Annotated in this window: 13 protein-coding genes; 4 read left to right on the plus strand and 9 right to left on the minus strand. The window is 39.1% G+C overall.

Features of this window, described 5'->3' with window-relative positions:
• Window positions 1–274: 274 nt before the first annotated feature.
• On the plus strand, window positions 275–1927 hold the full coding sequence (locus OQ267_RS03920; RefSeq protein ID WP_265834984.1) for a DUF6600 domain-containing protein: 1653 nt from the start codon (window positions 275–277) through the stop codon (window positions 1925–1927).
• A 38-nt stretch (window positions 1928–1965) separates the two neighbouring features.
• On the opposite strand, the gene OQ267_RS03925 is transcribed toward OQ267_RS03920, so the two are convergent.
• The gene (locus OQ267_RS03925; RefSeq protein ID WP_265834985.1) at window positions 1966–2589 is read right to left on the minus strand and encodes an HAD family hydrolase; all 624 of its coding nucleotides are present in this window, start codon (window positions 2587–2589) and stop codon (window positions 1966–1968) included.
• Window positions 2590–2668: 79 nt separating this feature from the next.
• Here OQ267_RS03925 and OQ267_RS03930 point away from each other — a divergent pair, with 79 nt between their 5' ends.
• The 3 genes from OQ267_RS03930 (at window position 2669) to OQ267_RS03940 (ending at window position 5218) form a co-directional block, all read left to right on the plus strand.
• Window positions 2669–2896 (plus strand): YtxH domain-containing protein, encoded by a 228-nt coding sequence (locus OQ267_RS03930; protein ID WP_088302524.1) that lies wholly within the window; start codon window positions 2669–2671, stop codon window positions 2894–2896.
• 55 nt (window positions 2897–2951) lie between these two features.
• The gene (locus OQ267_RS03935; protein WP_265834986.1) at window positions 2952–4349 is read left to right on the plus strand and encodes an MBL fold metallo-hydrolase RNA specificity domain-containing protein; all 1398 of its coding nucleotides are present in this window, start codon (window positions 2952–2954) and stop codon (window positions 4347–4349) included.
• A 137-nt stretch (window positions 4350–4486) separates the two neighbouring features.
• A complete protein-coding gene (locus OQ267_RS03940) occupies window positions 4487–5218 on the plus strand; it encodes a class I SAM-dependent methyltransferase (RefSeq protein ID WP_322974749.1) in 732 nt (243 codons plus the stop codon).
• A 78-nt stretch (window positions 5219–5296) separates the two neighbouring features.
• Here the strand turns inward: OQ267_RS03940 and OQ267_RS03945 are convergent, their stop codons facing one another.
• The 8 genes from OQ267_RS03945 to OQ267_RS03980 all read right to left on the minus strand — a co-directional run bounded on the left by OQ267_RS03945 (window position 5297) and on the right by OQ267_RS03980 (window position 18461).
• Window positions 5297–8071 (minus strand): outer membrane beta-barrel protein, encoded by a 2775-nt coding sequence (locus tag OQ267_RS03945; protein ID WP_265834987.1) that lies wholly within the window; start codon window positions 8069–8071, stop codon window positions 5297–5299.
• A 316-nt stretch (window positions 8072–8387) separates the two neighbouring features.
• Complete coding sequence (locus OQ267_RS03950; RefSeq protein ID WP_265834988.1) at window positions 8388–9527, minus strand: M28 family metallopeptidase; 1140 nt, start codon at window positions 9525–9527, stop codon at window positions 8388–8390.
• 147 nt (window positions 9528–9674) lie between these two features.
• On the minus strand, window positions 9675–10595 hold the full coding sequence (locus OQ267_RS03955; RefSeq protein WP_140418702.1) for a DUF6607 family protein: 921 nt from the start codon (window positions 10593–10595) through the stop codon (window positions 9675–9677).
• Window positions 10596–10612: 17 nt separating this feature from the next.
• Window positions 10613–11818: a PepSY-associated TM helix domain-containing protein gene (locus OQ267_RS03960; RefSeq protein ID WP_265834989.1), complete on the minus strand. Its 1206-nt coding sequence runs from the start codon at window positions 11816–11818 to the stop codon at window positions 10613–10615.
• A gap of 69 nt (window positions 11819–11887) precedes the next feature.
• On the minus strand, window positions 11888–12598 hold the full coding sequence (locus OQ267_RS03965; RefSeq protein ID WP_088302530.1) for a DUF4198 domain-containing protein: 711 nt from the start codon (window positions 12596–12598) through the stop codon (window positions 11888–11890).
• Between the two features lie 63 nt (window positions 12599–12661).
• Window positions 12662–15073, minus strand: coding sequence for a TonB-dependent receptor (locus OQ267_RS03970; protein WP_265834990.1), 2412 nt, complete (start codon window positions 15071–15073; stop codon window positions 12662–12664).
• An 11-nt stretch (window positions 15074–15084) separates the two neighbouring features.
• On the minus strand, window positions 15085–17496 hold the full coding sequence (locus OQ267_RS03975; RefSeq protein ID WP_265834991.1) for a TonB-dependent receptor: 2412 nt from the start codon (window positions 17494–17496) through the stop codon (window positions 15085–15087).
• 263 nt (window positions 17497–17759) lie between these two features.
• A complete protein-coding gene (locus OQ267_RS03980) occupies window positions 17760–18461 on the minus strand; it encodes a DUF4397 domain-containing protein (RefSeq protein WP_265834992.1) in 702 nt (233 codons plus the stop codon).
• Window positions 18462–18591: the final 130 nt, after the last annotated feature.

Here is an 18591-nt window from a genome sequence, read left to right on the forward strand (position 1 = left end):
ACAAAAATACTTACAATAAATAGGATTTAAGTTCTAAAGTTTACGGTCACTACGGTATAATCTTTTTTATAAGTAAAGGTGTAGCAAATTTTATTTCACAACGACTGCTTTTTAGCACAATTATGTCGCGCTTAAAACGTTAAATAAGAGTTAAATACAGCTTAAACAGGCGTATTCCTATTAATTGCATGAAACTATGCATGCATATTAAACCCTGGGCATTTTTGGTGCTCTAATTGATACACACAAATTAGGTTATTAAATAAACACACAAATGAAAACACTGAAAAAATCGGCAATTGTGCTGGGGCTTTTCACGCTCCTCGCCGGAACCACCACCTTAGTCAGGGCACAGGACTATCAAAATGATTACCAGAATGATGGTTATAGCACTGGTAACGTTTCTTTGCAAACCTTTTACGACGAACTGACGCCTTATGGAACCTGGATTCAGGATCCGCAATATGGTTATGTTTGGCGGCCGGATGTAGATCAGAATGAATTTCGACCTTATTATACCAATGGACGCTGGGCCATGACAGAGTATGGCAATACCTGGGTTTCCAATTATGATTGGGGCTGGGCGCCTTTCCACTACGGCCGTTGGGTAATTAATAGCTATCGCCAGTGGATTTGGTTACCAGATACCAATTGGGGACCGGCATGGGTAGACTGGAGAAGTGGGGATGGTTATTATGGTTGGGCACCAATGGCACCAAGCATTAATATTAATTTAAGCTTTGGCCGTAGGTATTCAGTGCCAGAATTTTGCTGGAATTTTATTCCGCAACGCAACATCTATATTAATACTTTTCCAAGATATGATTATGGCAGAAATAACGTGTATATCCGAAACACTACGATCATCAATAATACTTACGTGTATAACAGAAGAAGTTATTATGGCGGCCCGAGGGTAGAAGATATCAGACGTGCCACTAATCGTGACGTAACCGTTTATCGTTTTGATCAGAGTAGCAGACCAGGAGCCAGTAGAATTGGGGGCAGGGAAGTGTCGATTTACAGGCCAAGACCAGAGCGTAATGCGGTAGACAACCGCAATGCGGCACCGAGAAGATTTGAACAGGGTAATGCCGGAATTGGCCGCGGCGGAAGGAACGATGGCTTAGCTAACCGCGATCCGCGTGGAGGAACAGTTAATAACCAGAATGGAAATAACCGTGTTGGGGTTACTGATAATCGCAATGGAAGACCAAATCGTGGTAATGATGCTGGCCCGGGGAATACCATAAATCAACCTAATAGAGGTGAAGCTTATGATAAAAATACCAATGGCAGAATCGGGCGTGGAAATACCAATGGCTTTGATCAAAGAAATACACCCGAAAATATAAGCAGAGGTCAGGGTCAGCAACAAGTGGATCAAATGCGCCAGCAACGTGCGCAACAAGATCGGATGAGTATAGATCAGCAACGTGCGCAACGTGATATTCAGGTTCAGCAACAACGCGGTCAGCTTGAGCAACAGCAACGTTCACAACAGATGGAGCAACAAAGGGCCCAGCGTAATGAACAGATGCAACAACAACGTAACCAGCAGGTAGAACAGCAACGTTCACAGCAGATGGAGCAACAAAGGGCCCAGCGTAATGAACAGATGCAACAACAACGTAACCAGCAGGCAGAACAGCAACGTTCACAACAGATGGAGCAACAAAGGGCCCAGCGTAACGAGCAAATGCAGCAACAACGTAACCAGCAGGTAGAACAGCAACGTTCACAGCAGTTGGAACAACAAAGGGCTCAGCGTAACGAGCAAATGCAGCAACAACGTAACCAGCAGATGGAACAACAACGTTCGCAACAAATGCAACAAAGACAAGAGCAAAGAAGAACAGAATCTGCTCCACCACCACAAAGAGGAGGTGGTGAAGCAGGAAGACCATCCAGAGGAGGCAGAGGATAAATTTTACAGGTCCCGGTGAAAATCGGGACCTTTTTATGTTATTGTCCGGCTGCGGATTTTAAGCTGCTCAGGGTAGTCCCTTTGTGGGTTGTTTCAGCATTCGGATAACGGTTTTCAGGATCTAGCAGGAAAGTCTCTATCCCCAGTTCCAGCCCGAATTTAATCTCAGATGTCGCATCATCACCAATGATCAGAATGTCATCTGTTTTGAACTGATGCTGATCAATCAGTTTCTGAAAAGCCTCTTTTTTATTGGAAATTGAAACATCAACCACACAAATTTCTTCAAAATCAGCTGCAATTCCCAGCATTTTAACTTTAGAAGTCTGCTGCTTGTAAAAGCCAGCTGTGACAATAAATTTTCTTCCTTTTAATGCTTTGATAAAATGATAATCATCCGAAGGTTTTAAGGGTTCCGTTACTGATCTCGAATTTAAATAATCGATAATGTTTTCCATCGCTTCTTTTCTGAAGCCATATTTTTCGGCAACTTTTAAAAAAGGTGTGCGCAGCATTTCACTTTTTGCCGCCTGGTATTGTTCAGCTGTGATGCCCAGATGCTGTTCATCTAAAAATTGATATAAGCCACCCATCAACTGCTTTTCATTGGGTTTTGTAAAGTATATGGTATTATCCAGATCGATAAAAAATATTTGCTTCATTGTGGATTGGTTTTTGTAAGATAAAAAAAATAAAACACCTTATACTAAAATATGTTTAACTAGATAAATAACTAAAACCATGAAAAAAGAGACGAAAATCATAGTAGGCGTGTTAGCAGGAGCAGCATTAGGCGCAACAATTGCATTGGCATTATCTTCAGATTCTTCAAATGATCTTAAAGGTAAATTATCAGACTTTTTTGCTGATCTGTTAGACTCCTCAAAAGATAAATTGGCTGGTTTAGCTGATCGAGCATCAGATGTGGCTGATAAGGTGAAAGATAAAATAGCAGAGGTAAAAGCTTAATATTGAAATGCCGGATATTCCGGCATTTTCTTTTTGTATTTCTAACCATACCTTAATGAAGATTGCTTTTCATGGTGCTGCCCGTACAGTTACAGGTAGTAAGCACCTTATTACATTAGATAATAATACCCAAATACTATTAGATTGTGGCCTGTTTCAGGGAATGGGCCATGTGACCGAAAAGTTAAATGACTTTTTTGGTTTCGATGTTAAAGCAGTTACCTATGTAATTCTATCTCATGCACATATAGACCATTGTGGTTTATTGCCTAAACTGGTAGCAGATGGCTTTAATGGAAAAATTTTCTGTACGGCTGCTACCATGGATTTAGGGCGTATTTTAATGATGGATTCTGCGAAGATTCAAATGCAGGATGCTGAATTTTCTAATCGCCATCGCCGGGAAGGGGAAGAAATGGAAGAAGCACTTTATACAGATGAAGATGTTGCAAAAACATTAAGCCTGATGAGGATTGTAGACTACGAAGAGGATTTTGAAATTGATGAAAACATTCACCTTCGATTGACTGACGCCGGCCATATCTTAGGAAGTGCTGCTGTTCATTTAACCATCCAAGAGAATGATAAATCTACACGTCTAACTTTTTCTGGTGATGTAGGTCGTTATGGCGATTTGTTGTTAAAAAGTCCACAGCATTTTGATCAGGCAGACTATATTTTAATGGAATCTACTTATGGCGATTCTTTGCATAAAGACCTCGATCCAATTGAAAATATGCTCCTGGACATTATCCAGAACACCTGCGAGGTTAAAAAAGGGAAAGTCATTATTCCTGCTTTCGCCGTAGGAAGAACGCAGGAATTGCTTTACGCATTGAATGGTTTGGAATTAAAAGGCAAATTACCAGATGTTCCTTATTATGTAGATAGCCCATTATCGTCAAAAGCAACTGAAATTTTAAGGAACCATCCCGAAGTGTATAATAATGGGGTAAAAGAGATTTTAAGAGTAGATCATGATATTTTTGGTTTCAAAGGATTGCGGTTTATTGAAAGTGTAGCGGAATCTAAAGCCTTAAATGAAGACCCAAGACCTTGCGTGATTATTTCTGCTTCAGGTATGGCTGATGCCGGACGAGTAAAGCATCACATCAGAAACAATATAGGAAACCAAAAAAACACCATTTTAATGGTAGGCTACTGCGAACCCAATTCACTGGGTGGACAATTAATTGCAGGTAAAAAAGTGGTAGAAATTTTCAGGGATGAGTATGATGTAAAAGCAGAAATTCAATCCATCAAATCGATGAGTGCGCACGGTGATTATGAAGATTTATTAAAATTTCTTTCCTGTCAGGATCCTGCACTGGTAAAACAATTGTTTCTGGTTCATGGAGAATATGAAGTGCAGCAACACTTTGCTACACGTTTAAAGGATCATGGATTTAAGCATGTTGCCATTCCCGAATATCATCAGGAGTTTGAGATTTAGTTGATGAATGACCTTCGGACATGGTACATAGAGATGTTTGATTGCATGTTTAAAGATTTTATTCGATAGGCGTTTTTCATCTATCGGCTAACTTAAGGTAGATTTCATAAATTAAATTTTTCTTTGTTCCTTGCTCTTTGTTCCTTATTCTTTACTATTTCGCCATTCCTCGCTATCTTTGTAATATGGATGTTTTTGGTGAGGCACTTACTGATATTTATAAAACCGGCGAAGCCGATACACTTTGGTTACACAATTCTTACGGCGAACCGGAAGAAATGCCTCTCGAATTTTTCTTTCGTGACGATGAAGAAATGCCGGTTTTGGAGTTACAGGCATTGCATATGTGTACTGGAAAAGTTTTAGATATTGGTGCAGGCGTAGGAAGTCATGCTTTACTTTTACAAGCCTTTAATATTGATGTAACGGCTATTGATGTATCAGCAGCTGCGGTTGATATTATGAAAGATCGTGGCGTAAAAAAAGCCTTACTTCAGGATGTTTTTACTTACCAGGAAAAGTTTGATACCATTTTAATGCTGATGAATGGTATTGGCCTAACCGGAACACTTTCTGGCTTTAAAGAATTTCTGATCAAAATAAAAGATTTGCTTAACCCCGGCGGACAAGTGATTTTCGATTCGTCTGATATTTCGTATTTGTATGAGGACCAGTTAAAGCCTCAAAACCAGTATTATGGTGAAGTTTCCTATCAATACGAATATCAAGGCAAAAAAGGTGATTGGTTCAATTGGGTTTATATTGACGAAGAAAGCATCAAAGCAATTGCTGCGGATACCGGCTGGAATTGCGAAATGATTTTTGATGATGGTGAAGACCAGTACCTGGTGAAATTAACATTAGCATAAATCTGTCAATACGAGGCATGAAGCAATCTTATTCGCAAATGAGATTGCTTCGTGCCTCGGCAAGGACGATCTGACAATTTAAAAACTAAACATCGTTTGCCTGCCACCAACTTTCTGCCCAAAGTTCTGGATGTTATACGTTAGGGTTAACATGCCGTATCTGCCCAGATTATTCGTTTGATAATCCAACACACTGTTTCCTGTAATTTCAATAGAACGGCGCACGTTACTTTGTAAAATATCATTCACTGCCAGTTTCAGCTGAAGTTTGTCATTCTTCATAAAAAGATAGGTTATGGCTGCATTCCAAAGTTTAATGTTATTGTTATAGCCTACAATTTGCTGCGTGTTTGCAGTCAGTGCAAAATTGGTTTCAAAAACAACTTTTTTAGGGTATCTGATTATCAATTCAGAAGTGCTGTTTTGTGTATTGTAGCTTAAATTTGTGTAGAAATTATCCTGGTAGCGACTGCGGTTTAAATTAATAGCATACGATTGGTTGATTTCTACCACATCATTCAGATTAAGGCGAATGCTTCCATTTGGCCCTACATAAAATACATTGGCATTACTCCTGATATTATTTACAATAACTGGCAGGTGATTGAAGTTCGCCCAGAAACCTAGCCCTAGCTTTAAGCTTGTTTTGTTGAATTTGAAATCTTTAGCACCATTGGCTCCACCATTAAAGCTGTATATTCCGCTTGCATTAATCGGGGTTACCGTTTGTACACCGTTGCTGATGTTTACGGTGGTTACAATTCCGTTTTTAGTAAAGTTTCCATAACCGTATAAATTATAATTGATCAGGTTTTGCGGATCATATTTATACATATTTAAACTTACATTTTGTGTTCGGGCAGGTAATAAATTTGGATTACCATTGCGGATATACAAGGCATTTGTATTATCGGCTACGGGCTGTAAATAGCTTACATTTGGTTCTGTAAACTGCGCCGAATAATTGATTCGGAATATTTTATACTTTAACTGAAATGTTGGCCAAATGAAATGATAGCGCTGGTTAAGGTTGTTTGCATTGCTAAAACGGTTGTTAAGTGAAATATAATTGTGTACCACTCCCGGCTGCAAGTTAAAATCTTTGGTGATTTTATAATTCAAGCTCACATTCATGTTTGTTTTAAAGCCTGTTTGTTCAACCGTCTGGCTTAGATTCGGAATGACAATATCATACAACTGATTGGCCTGGTTTTTATAAAAAGTGCTGAGGGCATTCTCATTATTGATGATATTGCCGCTTAAATCAATCTTGAAGTTAAGTTTTTTATTAATGGGTTCGCTGTAATTCGTATAGATATACGTTCTGAAATTTTCAATTTGATTATTTCTTAATTGATCTATTTCAGTTGTAGAAGGCGTTAGAAAGGTGGTATTGCTGCTTTGATTATAGTTTAAGCCAGGATTGGGTTTAGTTGATATGTCAAATCCGATATTAAATGATCTTCCGGCTTTCTTAAAATCTTTACTCAGATCGGCCAACAGCTGATACTTATTATTAGCTGAATTGATGTTATTTAAGTTTTGAAGGGTATTGAGCAACTGCCCCGCGGCATTGGTATTGGTTGAATAATTTGTACTTACGGAATTATTGGAGTTCAATACCAGAAAGGGCTCAATGGTTAACTGGGTTAGTGAGTCTATCTGCCAATCAATTTTCCCGGCAATATTATGTTTCAATGTTAGTGAACTGGTATTTTCATTTGCATTGGTGACTAACCTATCCTCTCCAAGGGTTTGATTGGTATTGGTTAATCTTTCCAGCAGATTATCATTTCTGCCGAAGAAATACTGTGTATTTATCTTTATTCCTTTCTTGGTTAATGTATTGAAGTTGAAACCTCCTCCTGATGAGGTTTGAATTCCGCTGTAACTTCCGCCAAAGCTAATTCCGTTAAATTCGAAATATCCACCAGAGCTCATCATCATGGAATTTACACCACTTCGGTTGAAACCGCCAATTCTTTGCACATCATTCGGATTAAAACCAGGTTGATTGATATTGTTTCCGTAGGCCAATACACTTACCTGTGTAGTATCTCTGAAAAAGTTCATTAAGCCACCAGCCTGATACAGGTTTTTAGTGCCAGCACCTGCATATAATTTTCCAAATGCACCTTTTTTAATGGCTTTTTTTAGTTTCAGGTTAATTACCTGCGGAATTTCAGCAGCCGTTAAATCAGGATTACGTCTTTTTGCCTGTTTATCATCAACCACCTGAACTTTGTCTATCATATTGGCAGGCAAATTCTTGGTGGCAATTTGCTGGTCTCCACCAAAAAATTCCTTTCCATCCACCAGGATTTTACTAACCGTTTTACCATTCACCATGATGGAACCATCAGCAGCGATTTGTACACCAGGCAATTTTTTTAACAAATCTTCCACTACAGCCGATGGAAGTGTTTTAAATGATGCTGCATTAAATTCAATCGTATCCTTCCGGACAATCACAGGAGGCCTTTCTGCCGTAATGATCACTTCATTGAGATCGTTAGATTTTGTGGAGAGATAAAGTGTGCCCAAATCTAAAATGGGTTTATCTGCGGTAAGTTCTACATTCTTTCTGTAAATTCCATATTGCCAGGCTGTTATGATCAGTCGGTATTTTAATCCCGTTGCCAAGCCATTAATTTTAAATACGCCATGATCGTCAGAAAGTTTATACGTCGTTAAAATGCTGTCTCCGGCCTTATACACAGAAACTGTAGCATAATTTAAGGTGCTATTGTGGTTGGCGCTATCTGCCAATATACCTGTTATACTGCCGTTTTTTTGAGCAGCCAGGTTAAGAAATGTAAAACATAAAATTGCTGAAAGTAGGAATATCTTCATGTAATAGCTGATTAGGAAGTCTGAAGTTATGTATGGTATTGATGCCACTTTAAAAAATGTGATGAAGGTCTTATAAAATGTGACGGACATCCAAAACCAGCATTTTTGCTTTACATGTTAAAAATGAATACAATCAACAAAACAACTATAAATTTAGTTAAACATAAGATTAATCCCGAACAGATTTGAAATGGCGCAAAAAAGTTACAGATGCGTTGTGTATGATATTCTCCTTTTATATACTGATTTTCAGTTTAGAAAAATCTTTAGGCTGACTTATTTTAATGGATATACGAAGTTGAACCTGCGCATTTTCTTATTCCATAATCCTTTGATTGAACCCAACAATCAGCTTAAATAAATCATGGTATTCAGTTAAGGGTAAGGTTTCAGCTCTGTCGAAAATATCATGATAAGCCGAAGGACCACCCTGTGTGTAAATGAAGAAGGCCGGAACACCTTTTTCAGTGAAAAAGTAATGATCGCTGTTTGCCGCTTTTCCTCTTGAATTAATTTTGCTGATTAATTTTTGCTCCTGATTAATTTCATTTAACCAAGAAAATGCTTTAGGATAAACACTTGCATTTACGACAGTCATTCCGCTTTCTCCTGTTCCAACTAAATCCAGGTTAATCAGAAACTTAATTTTGCTTAAGGGAATTGGTGGGTTTTCAACGAAGTAGCGCGAACCAAGCAAACCGGCTTCTTCACCTGCAAAACAGATAAACCCTATGGAGTAGGGCTGTGGATGTGCTTTGTAATATTTTGCTAGGCTTAGTAAAGTAGCCACACCTGCAGCATTATCATTGGCTCCTGGAAAATAGGTATCAGCACCCATTCCACCAAGGTGATCATAATGTGCCGTGATGATCAACATGGAATCGGGTTGTTTGGTTCCTTTAATCCATCCGCAAATATTGGATGCCCTGAAGTTTTCAATAAATTTGTTTTCTATATCAACACTGATCTCCTTTGGTATTTCTTTGAAATTTTTACGATTGATCTCGATGGTTGTTTCCTGCGCAACAGTTGTGGCTACAGACCAGGTTAACTTATCTTTTAATTGAATACGCAGGTTTGGATGTGCGATGAAATTTAAGCTGTCAACTTTTTCCAAACTTCCTTTTTGTTTGACGCCGGCACTTTCATTGTTAACGATAAAGTCTCTGCCAGGCATAAGCTTTTTACCGTTAATGGCTACAAACATTTTACCAGGAAAAGTATTTACGGGATAAGCGAATTCCTGCTTAAAGTCTGTTCCCATAGGTACCAAGCCTATGTTTTTATATGCTGCTGATAAGAAATCTGCAGTTTTCTTCATGCCATCTTTGGTATAGCCACGCCCCCAGAAGGACGCAGATGCTAAGGTGTTAACCATCTTACGCACGTAAAGAGAATCCTGTGCGAAGCAGGCGATGTTGGACAGCATTAAAAACAGCGTGAAGATCTTTTTCATAAAAAAGGATGAAGTGTAAAGCTAAGCGGAAATTGTTGTTAAATGATAAATTCGTTAAATATGCTTTTTAAATGCTAAACAAAATCCATGCAAAAAGCCATTCAATTTTGAAATCGAATGGCTTTTGTAAATATGGTTTTAGCCATGCTACTTTGCTAAATAGGGTTGCAGTGCCACTTTTATCTTTTCTTTATTTTGAACTGAAGTCCATTTATCTGTAATGGATTGATCACCTAATGCAAATAGTACTTCATATAATAATTTGTCATTTACTTTGGTTTTAACTTTGAAATCAGCTGGCGAGGTTTTAGTTAAATCTGTCCATACCTCACGAACATCAGCCCAATATGTTTTTTGGTTATCCCACCATTTCTGGGCATATTCAAATTTCTTTGGATCGATTTTAGTAAATTCTTCATATCCTTTTTCTATAGCCAGCAACTGGTCACCTTTCGGCGTACGCAAAACTTTTTTATTGTCTTGCTCAAACATCCAGCCCTCTTTTGTAATATAAATTCTGCTGCCACGATTTAAAACATTATAGTCATTCCGAACGGTTGATTCCCTTCTTGGAAGTGGCGAATCTGTTTCGCTTTGCCAGGCATCATGACCGCCAACATGGCTCCAGGTTCCATAACCCTGGTAACGTGGACTATCATCTACCTGGTAAACCTTTTGCGTCCATTTCCCTTTTACCTGAGCAGGCGTTAAGGTTGTTTTCTTCCAGGAATTATCCTGTGTATAAAGCATAATATCAGTATCCTCATAGGTCCAGTCCTGGCGCCAGTGTTTAATTACCGTAGAATCATTAATGGCTAACATATGTTGAATCACGATGCGTTTAGGCTCATCAACAATGATTTCTGCCCATTCATTTCCATGGCTCCGGTAAGGCTTGCTAAACTGATATTCCGTGTTTGGGGCAGTAATTTCTGCATAATTGAAATTTACCTTATAGAAACCTGCTAGTGATTTAATGGCTTTTCTATCTTGCTCAAATTTATCCTGAGCCTGGACATTAGCTGTTATGAGTACAATCAATACGGCTAAGAAATTTAGATTTTTCATTTTATAAAGGTTAAGGTTTACTGATCCGCCAGGGCGGGATTTTTCTTTTTTTTCTTTTTCCCCCACCAGATGATGAAACCTGTAATGGGTAAACTTGCGGCAATGAAGCTGGCAAAAAAGGCCATGATTTTTCCAGGCAAGCCCAATATTGCACCCACGTGGATATCGTAATTCATTCCGATGAGTGCTTCGCCGGCATTTTTATCACGTTGGTTTTTGCGATGCAACAATTTTCCTGTATACTGATCAAACTGTAAAACATCAAAATTCCAATACGTTTCAGTACCATGATATCCGGTGGCATAAATGGTGTTGGTTCCGCCTGGCACTGCAGGCGACATACCGATCCGGTCAAAGTCTTTAAACGTCTGTTTTGCTTTTTCAAAAGCGATATCGAATGGATTTGCTGTGATTTTTTTTGTAGCATCCGACTTCACATCAGCCTGTACCGGAGGGGTAATGCTTCTGGAAGCAACCACATATACCGTGGTTTGGAACCATTTAAAAGCCCAAACCATGCCGGTAAACGCCAGCATCAGGCAAATGATCATCACATAAAAACCCAGTACGTTATGTAAATCATAATTTACCCTTTTAAACTTTGCACGCCATTTGATTTTGAAACTTTTATCAAAATTAGATTTTTTAAGGTTTTTGGGCCACCACATCACCATTCCGGAAATCAGAAGAAATACAAAGATGAAGGTAGCCCAACCAATAATCTGCTGACCAATGGGATGATTCATTAGAAAACTCCAATGGAGCATTTTAACGATGGCAAAGAATTCATATTTGTGATCGGCAACCATTGTTACCTTTCCGGTATAAGGATTAACCAGTACCAGATCGTAATAGTCTATTGAATCAAAATACCAGAAAGCTTTGGGGTCTCCTGCTTTAAAAGTGCCAAATTCCCAGGCACGATCTGCTTCCTGGTAAGTAGAAATAAAGGAAATTTGTTTGTTGCCACCTAAAGCTTTCTCTGCTGTTTGTTTTAAAACACTAAGCGGAACAGTTTGCCTGTTAGCAGGCACATCAACAAAAATTTCTTTCCGATGAATCCATTCGGTGATTTCTTTTTGAAAAGCAAAAATGCATCCGGTAATACCCAGGTGAAAAACGACCAAACCCGAAGCAATTCCAAGCCACAAGTGTAGCCAATCGCTGATTTTTCGAATCCGGGATTTTGCTGGTTTTTTTTGGACTGGTTTGGTTGGTGCCATCAATATTGTAATAAATTAACCCACTGCAGGTTTTATGCTGCTAATGGGTTGTAAATGTTGCGTTGGTTTTTAATTAATCTGGGTAGTATAAGTAACCAGGTGCCAAACTTTTTCATAATCTTTTCCATTCAGCTTTCCGGCAGTTTTATCTTCAGTAAATGCTTCAATGAAATAATTTCCTTTTGCTTCCGGCTTAAAGATGAATTTTCCGTCAGCATCAGTCTCTGTCGGAATAACTTTTCTTTCCGGATTAACCAGTGTTATTTTTTGTTTCGCAAAAGGCTTTTTGTCGTAAATAAGCTGATTAGTAGATGATTCGCCAACTTTTAGAACAGGTTGATCTGGCCTGATGGTTAATGCTGCATTAGCCGGAAAACCATTATTTAGTTTCTTGCCACCTATAGCAACATCGGCAAATGCATAGTACATTAATTTGCCTTTTTCATAAATATCTGCCACTTCGTGTACCACAGCTAATTTATAGGTTCCGCTTTGATCCGGGGTAAAACTGGCTTTGTAGAAATGTAAATCTGGCGAAGCCGTCAATACTTTTGTTGTTCCGTTTGGTGCAATTAACATCAGTTTAAAATCCTTTAAATTGCTGAACCATTTTGCGGTAGAGTCTGGTTCATTGGCTTCGTATTCTCCAAAAAAGATTTTTACTTCCTGAGCTTGACCTTTCTTCCCTGTTGATGCAGTTTCAATCCATAAAGCGTGTGAAAATGCCTGAGAAAGGCTGAAGGTGAAGAAAAAAAACAATAGTGATAATTTCGTTTTCATTGTATTTCGGTTTTAGGTAAAAGCAAGCAGAAACTATCTGACCAATTTCTGCTCGCAGATTTATTAGAATTTATAGGCTACACTTACTCTGTAATTTCTTGGTGCTTCTGCCTGGTAGTAGTAAGCATTTAAAAATTGGTAATAAGAACCACTGTATAAATATTTATCCAGAATGTTAAATACATTTCCGGTGATTCTAAATTTCGAGCGTTCGTAAAACAATCCGCCATCTAACTTAAAGTAATTGGGTAATTTTTGTAAACCCACACTCCAGGTATCTGTTGCGCGGCCGGCCAGATAGGTAAAGCCCGCTGAAATTCCGGAACCCTTTAATGCCCCATCTTGCAAGGTATATGTTAACCATCCATTTGATACATGTTTAGCAAAACCCGGAACAACATCGCCCACATTAATACCGGTAACACCAGGTGTAACTTCGGTTACTTTAGAATCTGTGTAGGCGTAGTTGGCAATTAAAGTTAAACCATCCGTGATTTTACCCCTTAAGTCGAACTCGATACCCTGGGATCTCTTCTCGCCTAAAACAACACTAAAGTTCTCTCTTATCGGATTAGCCGGATCTGCTGGGTTATTAATTACACCATTTGCAGGATCAGCAGTCAGTTCATTTTGTTTACGAATTCTATATACTGATAGCGTTGTATTCCATTTCCCATCAAACCAATCTTTCTTTATACCAATTTCATTATTGGTGCCGGTAATGGGTTCAACCTTACCACCGTTGCGGATTAAGCCACTTTGCGGCGTAAAGGCTTCATCATAAACGGCATAAACTGCCGTATTTTTATCGATGGATACACTTAAACCAACTCGTGGTGTAACTTTTTTGGCTGAATAAGCTTCGCCGCCCCAGGCTGATTGATTCACATAAGTATAGCGGCCAGCTAATGTTAAACGTACTTTATTGTTGAAGAAACCAAGTTCGTCCTGTGCGTAGGCACTTAAATATTTTGAATCCATTAACCCGCCAGCGTTGATGGCTCTTTGTGTTAAGGGTGTTGTGCGATCAAAAACCGGATACCCATTTAAAGGGAAACCATAGTTTGGATTATTTAAATCAAATGGAGCAGTTGGTAAATCTAAATTATGCGATTGACCCCAGTCTGCCATATAATTTTTCTTTCCACCGTCAAAGCCTGCTAAAATGCGGTGGTTAATGCCACCGGTTTTCACCTTTCCATTGATAAATAATTGAGCCAGTTTCATGCTGCTTTCGGCATCCCAAATGGCCACATTTCTAATGACTGTACTATTGGCATTCACGGCAGATGGCCACGAACTATAACCTACCTGGTTATACTTAAAATAGGCGGCCTGTGCGGTTAATTTCCAGTTATCGTCAAAATTGTGCTGCAGGTTTAAAAATATACTCTGGTCTTTGATACGTGTTGGCGGAACTCCAGGCTGCGTCATGGTAAGCTCCTGTGGATGCGTGGCATATCCATCCGGCGAGAAAATATAATATGATCCGACCTCAGTCATTTTTGCATTTTGAAAGGTATATTCGGCGGTTAATTTAGTGCGGTTTGTAATCTGATAACTTAATACCGGAGCAATGCTATAGCGATCATTTTGCTCATAAGGCCTGAAAGATCCTTTATTTTGTACCGCACCATTTAGCCTGAACAATAGTTTTCCATCATTCGTTAACTTGCGGTCGAAATCAATTGCAGTGCGGTACAGGTCATAACTCCCCAAGGTAAAGGAAACCTCCCCACGGTTAAAACCTGTTGGCTTTTTGGTCACTACATTATACATGCCACTTGGATCACCATTTCCAAGCATAAAACCTGCCGGACCTTTTACAAATTCAATATGATCAACAAAGCTCATGTCTTCTGTCAGGGGTCCCCAGAATGATGACACGACATTGAAACCATTTCTCATTGCCTGTATCTGGGATCCGCGCATGGTAATGTTGGTGTACATATCACCCCAATGCTCTATTCGGGTAGCACCACTCACATTTCTGATTAAACCATCGCTCATGCTAATGATTTGCTGGTCTTTGATCACCTGATCACTAACGGTTTGTATATTTTGAGGCGCTTCTAAAAGAGGTTCATTCAAACGCAGGGAGGCGGAAGGTAATCCTATTTTGTACCTGTTATTTTTACCGGCAATGGTTATCTCTTCCAGGGCCTGATCAGTTTCTACCAGTGTAAAGTTAACCACTTTATCTTCTCCGGCAGTGATTGTGATGGTTTGTTCTGATGCTTTAATGCCTACGGCGGAGGCCACAATGGTATATGTTCCTGGTTTTACGCGATGAATGGTATAATTACCGGCATCATCTGAAGTGGTACCCTGACCCTTATCCTTCAAACCTATGGTAATAAAGGGAGCAGGGCGACCATTTGAAGTGCTTACTTTTCCTTTAATAGTGGCCACTTGTTGTGCAGCAGTAATCAGACTGATCATCAGCATCACTGCTGTTAGTGTTAATAATCTCATTGAATTAAAAATTAGAATTTGTAAGTGATGTTTGCTACCAGATTTCTAGGCATTTGAGGTTCGATTGTTGTCCAGCCTTTATAATATCTCTTATCTGTGATGTTGTCTAACTTAAGTCCGAGTCGATACTTATTCCTGTTATAAAAAACAGTGGTATTTAAAACGGTATATGACGGCAGCGTGAAAATCCCTGTAACGGCATTATTGGTAATTATATTTGCGCTGTTGTAATTGCCACCAAAACCAAGACCCAACCCTGTTAAGCTTCCTTTACTAAGGGTATAGCTGATCCAACCGTTAATCATGTTTTCCGGTCCCGCATCAACAGGTCTTCTGCCTTCTACAGATGGAGCGGCTTTAGTGAGCTTACTGTCGATATGGCTATAGCCGGCAACTACATTCAGGCCCGCTACCGGATTGGCATTTAAGCTGATTTCAATACCTTTATTTCTTTGCGTTCCGTCCTGAACACTGATGTTATAATTGGTTCCACCTCTGTTAATGGATTCAGCCCTGATAATGTTATCCACTTTGATGTCGAAATAACTGGCTGTAATATTGAGCTTGTTATGAAATAGATCAGCCTTAACACCACCTTCAATCTGATTGGCTTGCTGAGGTTTAAACGTGCCATTAATATCTGCCAATGGCTGAATAACAGGTGCCAGGTTTTTAAAACCATTCATGTAATTGGCAAATAATGCTACCTGATCTTTTACAATATTATATGTTAAACCAAACTTAGGCGACAACGCTGTTTGTAAATATTTACCTGTGGTTATGCCAGTCGAGATATCATAAGATCCTTTATTGTCAAACCGATCAACCCTTAAACTCAGCATTGCACCCAACTCATCAGTGATGTTTACCACATCTGATACATAGGCACTATATACTTTACTTAAAGTAGATGATTTTGCCGGGCCTGAGGCTGCGGCAATTTTAGCTTCTACAGCACTGCGGGTAATGCTGGCATAGTTTGCGGGTGTACCTACACTATTGACTAAATCAAACAATACATATGGAGAATTGCTGTTGTTTGTTTTTTGAGATAAATAATCCAACCCGATAACTACCCGGTTTCTGATACCCCCGATTTTAAAATCTCCTATAAAATTTTGTTGAATATTAGCCCCGTTACTGGTTGAATTCTGGATGTTTATATACCTGGAAAGCACGTTATCAGTAGCACCCAGATACATGATGTACTGATAAAATCCGTCAGATTTACGGGTGTTCTGAGAGAAGTTTGTTTGAGCGACCCACTCATCAGAAATTTTATAGGTTACCTGGCCGCGAACATTGTTAGTAGGTGTTTTAACAGTTAAATCGTTACTGGTATAAGATTTTCCAAAGTCAAAGTTTAATTCATCCGGGGTGCGGGCAATCAATGGTCTGCTTCTGTTTAAGAAAACCATTAAAGGGTTGGTGCCTTCGTAGCTATAGAAATCGGCAGCTAAATTTAATTTTAATTTATCATTAACCCTGTACTCTAAAGCCGGAGAAAAAAAAGTTGATTTATTAAAACCTGCATCCTGCCAGCTATTTTGCTTGTTATATGCTGCGTTCATCCTAAACAGTAGGTTTTTAGCCTTATTCACCGGGCTGTAAACGTCGGCGGTTAACCTGTTTAAACCAAAGCTACCGGTATAATAGGAAACAGCGCCACCGGTGGTATCCAACGGCTTTTTGGTCACTACGTTAATCAAGCCTCCAAAGCTGGTGAGTGCACCGCCATATAAAGCGCCGGCTGGCCCCTTTATCACTTCAACCGTTTCAATATTGGATGGGTCAAGATCTCCGTTGGTTTGTCCGGCAATACCATCAATCATAGATACCTGCGTAACAAAACCACGAAGGTTATAATAAGCTGCACCATCGCCAGCTCTGCCGGTTGAGGTCCATAGTTTATCGATTCCGGGAGAATTTTTTAAGGCAGCGTTAAAATCTGTAGCGATTTGTTCTTCCATTAATTCCTTACTGATGGTGACATATACCTGAGGGTTTTCCAGGTTTTTTAAAGGCAGCTTAGCCACGTAATTGCTTGGTTTTGTAGCAAATTTATTCCGTTTATTACTGCTAATGTTCACCTCTTTAAGCTGGTCAGCATTTTCTCGCAGTACAAAATTTATGGTGAGTGGCTGACCTGAAGTTACAGTAATGTTTTTTTCCTCAGAACTTAAGCCCACACCTGAAGTGCGAATGATGTAAGTGCCGGGTTTAATACGGTCTAAAGTAAAGGAACCATCTTCGGCTGTGGTATTCCCGATCCCTTTTCCTTTAAGGCCAACAGAAATATAAGGGGCAGGCTTACCATCTGAAGTGGTTACTTTTCCACTGATGGTTGATGTTTGCTGAGCGAAAGTTGCTGAAGTAAAAGATAAAAGTAGAAGTATTAAATTGAAGAGTCTAAGTTTAAGCATGCTTATTTATTTGGATTAATTCTAAACAGCTGCAAAATAACGGTAGAAATAATTATAATCCAAATAATTTGTAATAATTCTAAATAAGAATAGCGTTCAAAAAGATGTTTGCCTTTTAAATTGCCGGTAACGAGATTTTAAAAGCTGTTTTCAGCTGAGATTAACATTTCATCACTCGGAAATGATGAACCCTGAAGCCGATAAAAGTTGGTTTCAGGGTTATAACAGGATTGAAACCCAAAAAACCAACAACGGTAAAAAGTTTATTTAATTTGGATTACCCTCAAGCTAAGTGGTCTTTCTGTATCATTGGCAGGCGAAACCAAACCTCCGGCAATAACATCATAGTGATATCCTGCGGCAAAGGAGCTGTTTTCAGAAACAGCTTTAACCGTTCCGGAACTGGTTTCTTTTAAATCCAGGGTAAATGTTCCGGGGTCGACAGCGATAAAACCACTGGCACTTTTATAAGGTTTGCCTGTTGCATAGCTATTTGTGCTGCCTGTTTTTACCAAATCCATAGCGGAAGCATCCGGAGCAAGATTGATGAAGCGAATGTATGCCTTGTCTGTTGAGGATATAGTTAAATCATCCGTTAAGGCTAACACTTCTAATGCAGCAGGTTTGTTGATCAGGTAAAAAGATTGATTAGTACTGGCGGTTAAATTAAGGGCTTTAGTGAGTATACCTTCAGTTGAAGTGGCCGTTGTAAATTTTAAGGTATAGTTGCCAGAGGTTCTGGTAGTGTAAGAGGTTGATCCGGCAAATGGTAATGCAGCGGTATTCAGTAGCGTTTCATTCAGGTATACATTATAGGTGCCCAGTGTAGGCGAAATGTTAGTTACTCTTAAATTCGATAAGTTTGGATCAACAGTTTCGGTTTTTTTACAGGAAATAAATCCCATTGAAATGATAAGGGTTAAGAAGGAATAGTAACTCAGTTTTTTAAGGGTAAACATTTTCATTGGTTTTTAAATTTTGATTAATAAATGTAGTGTAAGGTTAAACGGCGACGGGTTAGGAAGCGCTACAATAGCACAAATATTGTGTTTTAATATCAGCAGTGATTGTTAAATCTTGTTAAGTGATGTTAAT

It is taken from the genome of Pedobacter sp. MR22-3 (genome assembly GCF_026240075.1).
Classification (GTDB): domain Bacteria; phylum Bacteroidota; class Bacteroidia; order Sphingobacteriales; family Sphingobacteriaceae; genus Pedobacter.

Coding starts and splice junctions, on each gene's coding strand:
- OQ267_RS03980 (WP_265834992.1), bottom strand. CDS start 18,461: ATGAAAATGTTTACCCTTAAAAAACTGAGTTACTATTCCTTCTTAACC.
- OQ267_RS03960 (WP_265834989.1), bottom strand. CDS start 11,818: ATGGCACCAACCAAACCAGTCCAAAAAAAACCAGCAAAATCCCGGATT.
- OQ267_RS03925 (WP_265834985.1), bottom strand. CDS start 2,589: ATGAAGCAAATATTTTTTATCGATCTGGATAATACCATATACTTTACA.
- OQ267_RS03975 (WP_265834991.1), bottom strand. CDS start 17,496: ATGCTTAAACTTAGACTCTTCAATTTAATACTTCTACTTTTATCTTTT.
- OQ267_RS03920 (WP_265834984.1), top strand. CDS start 275: ATGAAAACACTGAAAAAATCGGCAATTGTGCTGGGGCTTTTCACGCTC.
- OQ267_RS03955 (WP_140418702.1), bottom strand. CDS start 10,595: ATGAAAAATCTAAATTTCTTAGCCGTATTGATTGTACTCATAACAGCT.
- OQ267_RS03950 (WP_265834988.1), bottom strand. CDS start 9,527: ATGAAAAAGATCTTCACGCTGTTTTTAATGCTGTCCAACATCGCCTGC.
- OQ267_RS03965 (WP_088302530.1), bottom strand. CDS start 12,598: ATGAAAACGAAATTATCACTATTGTTTTTTTTCTTCACCTTCAGCCTT.
- OQ267_RS03945 (WP_265834987.1), bottom strand. CDS start 8,071: ATGAAGATATTCCTACTTTCAGCAATTTTATGTTTTACATTTCTTAAC.
- OQ267_RS03930 (WP_088302524.1), top strand. CDS start 2,669: ATGAAAAAAGAGACGAAAATCATAGTAGGCGTGTTAGCAGGAGCAGCA.
- OQ267_RS03970 (WP_265834990.1), bottom strand. CDS start 15,073: ATGAGATTATTAACACTAACAGCAGTGATGCTGATGATCAGTCTGATT.
- OQ267_RS03935 (WP_265834986.1), top strand. CDS start 2,952: ATGAAGATTGCTTTTCATGGTGCTGCCCGTACAGTTACAGGTAGTAAG.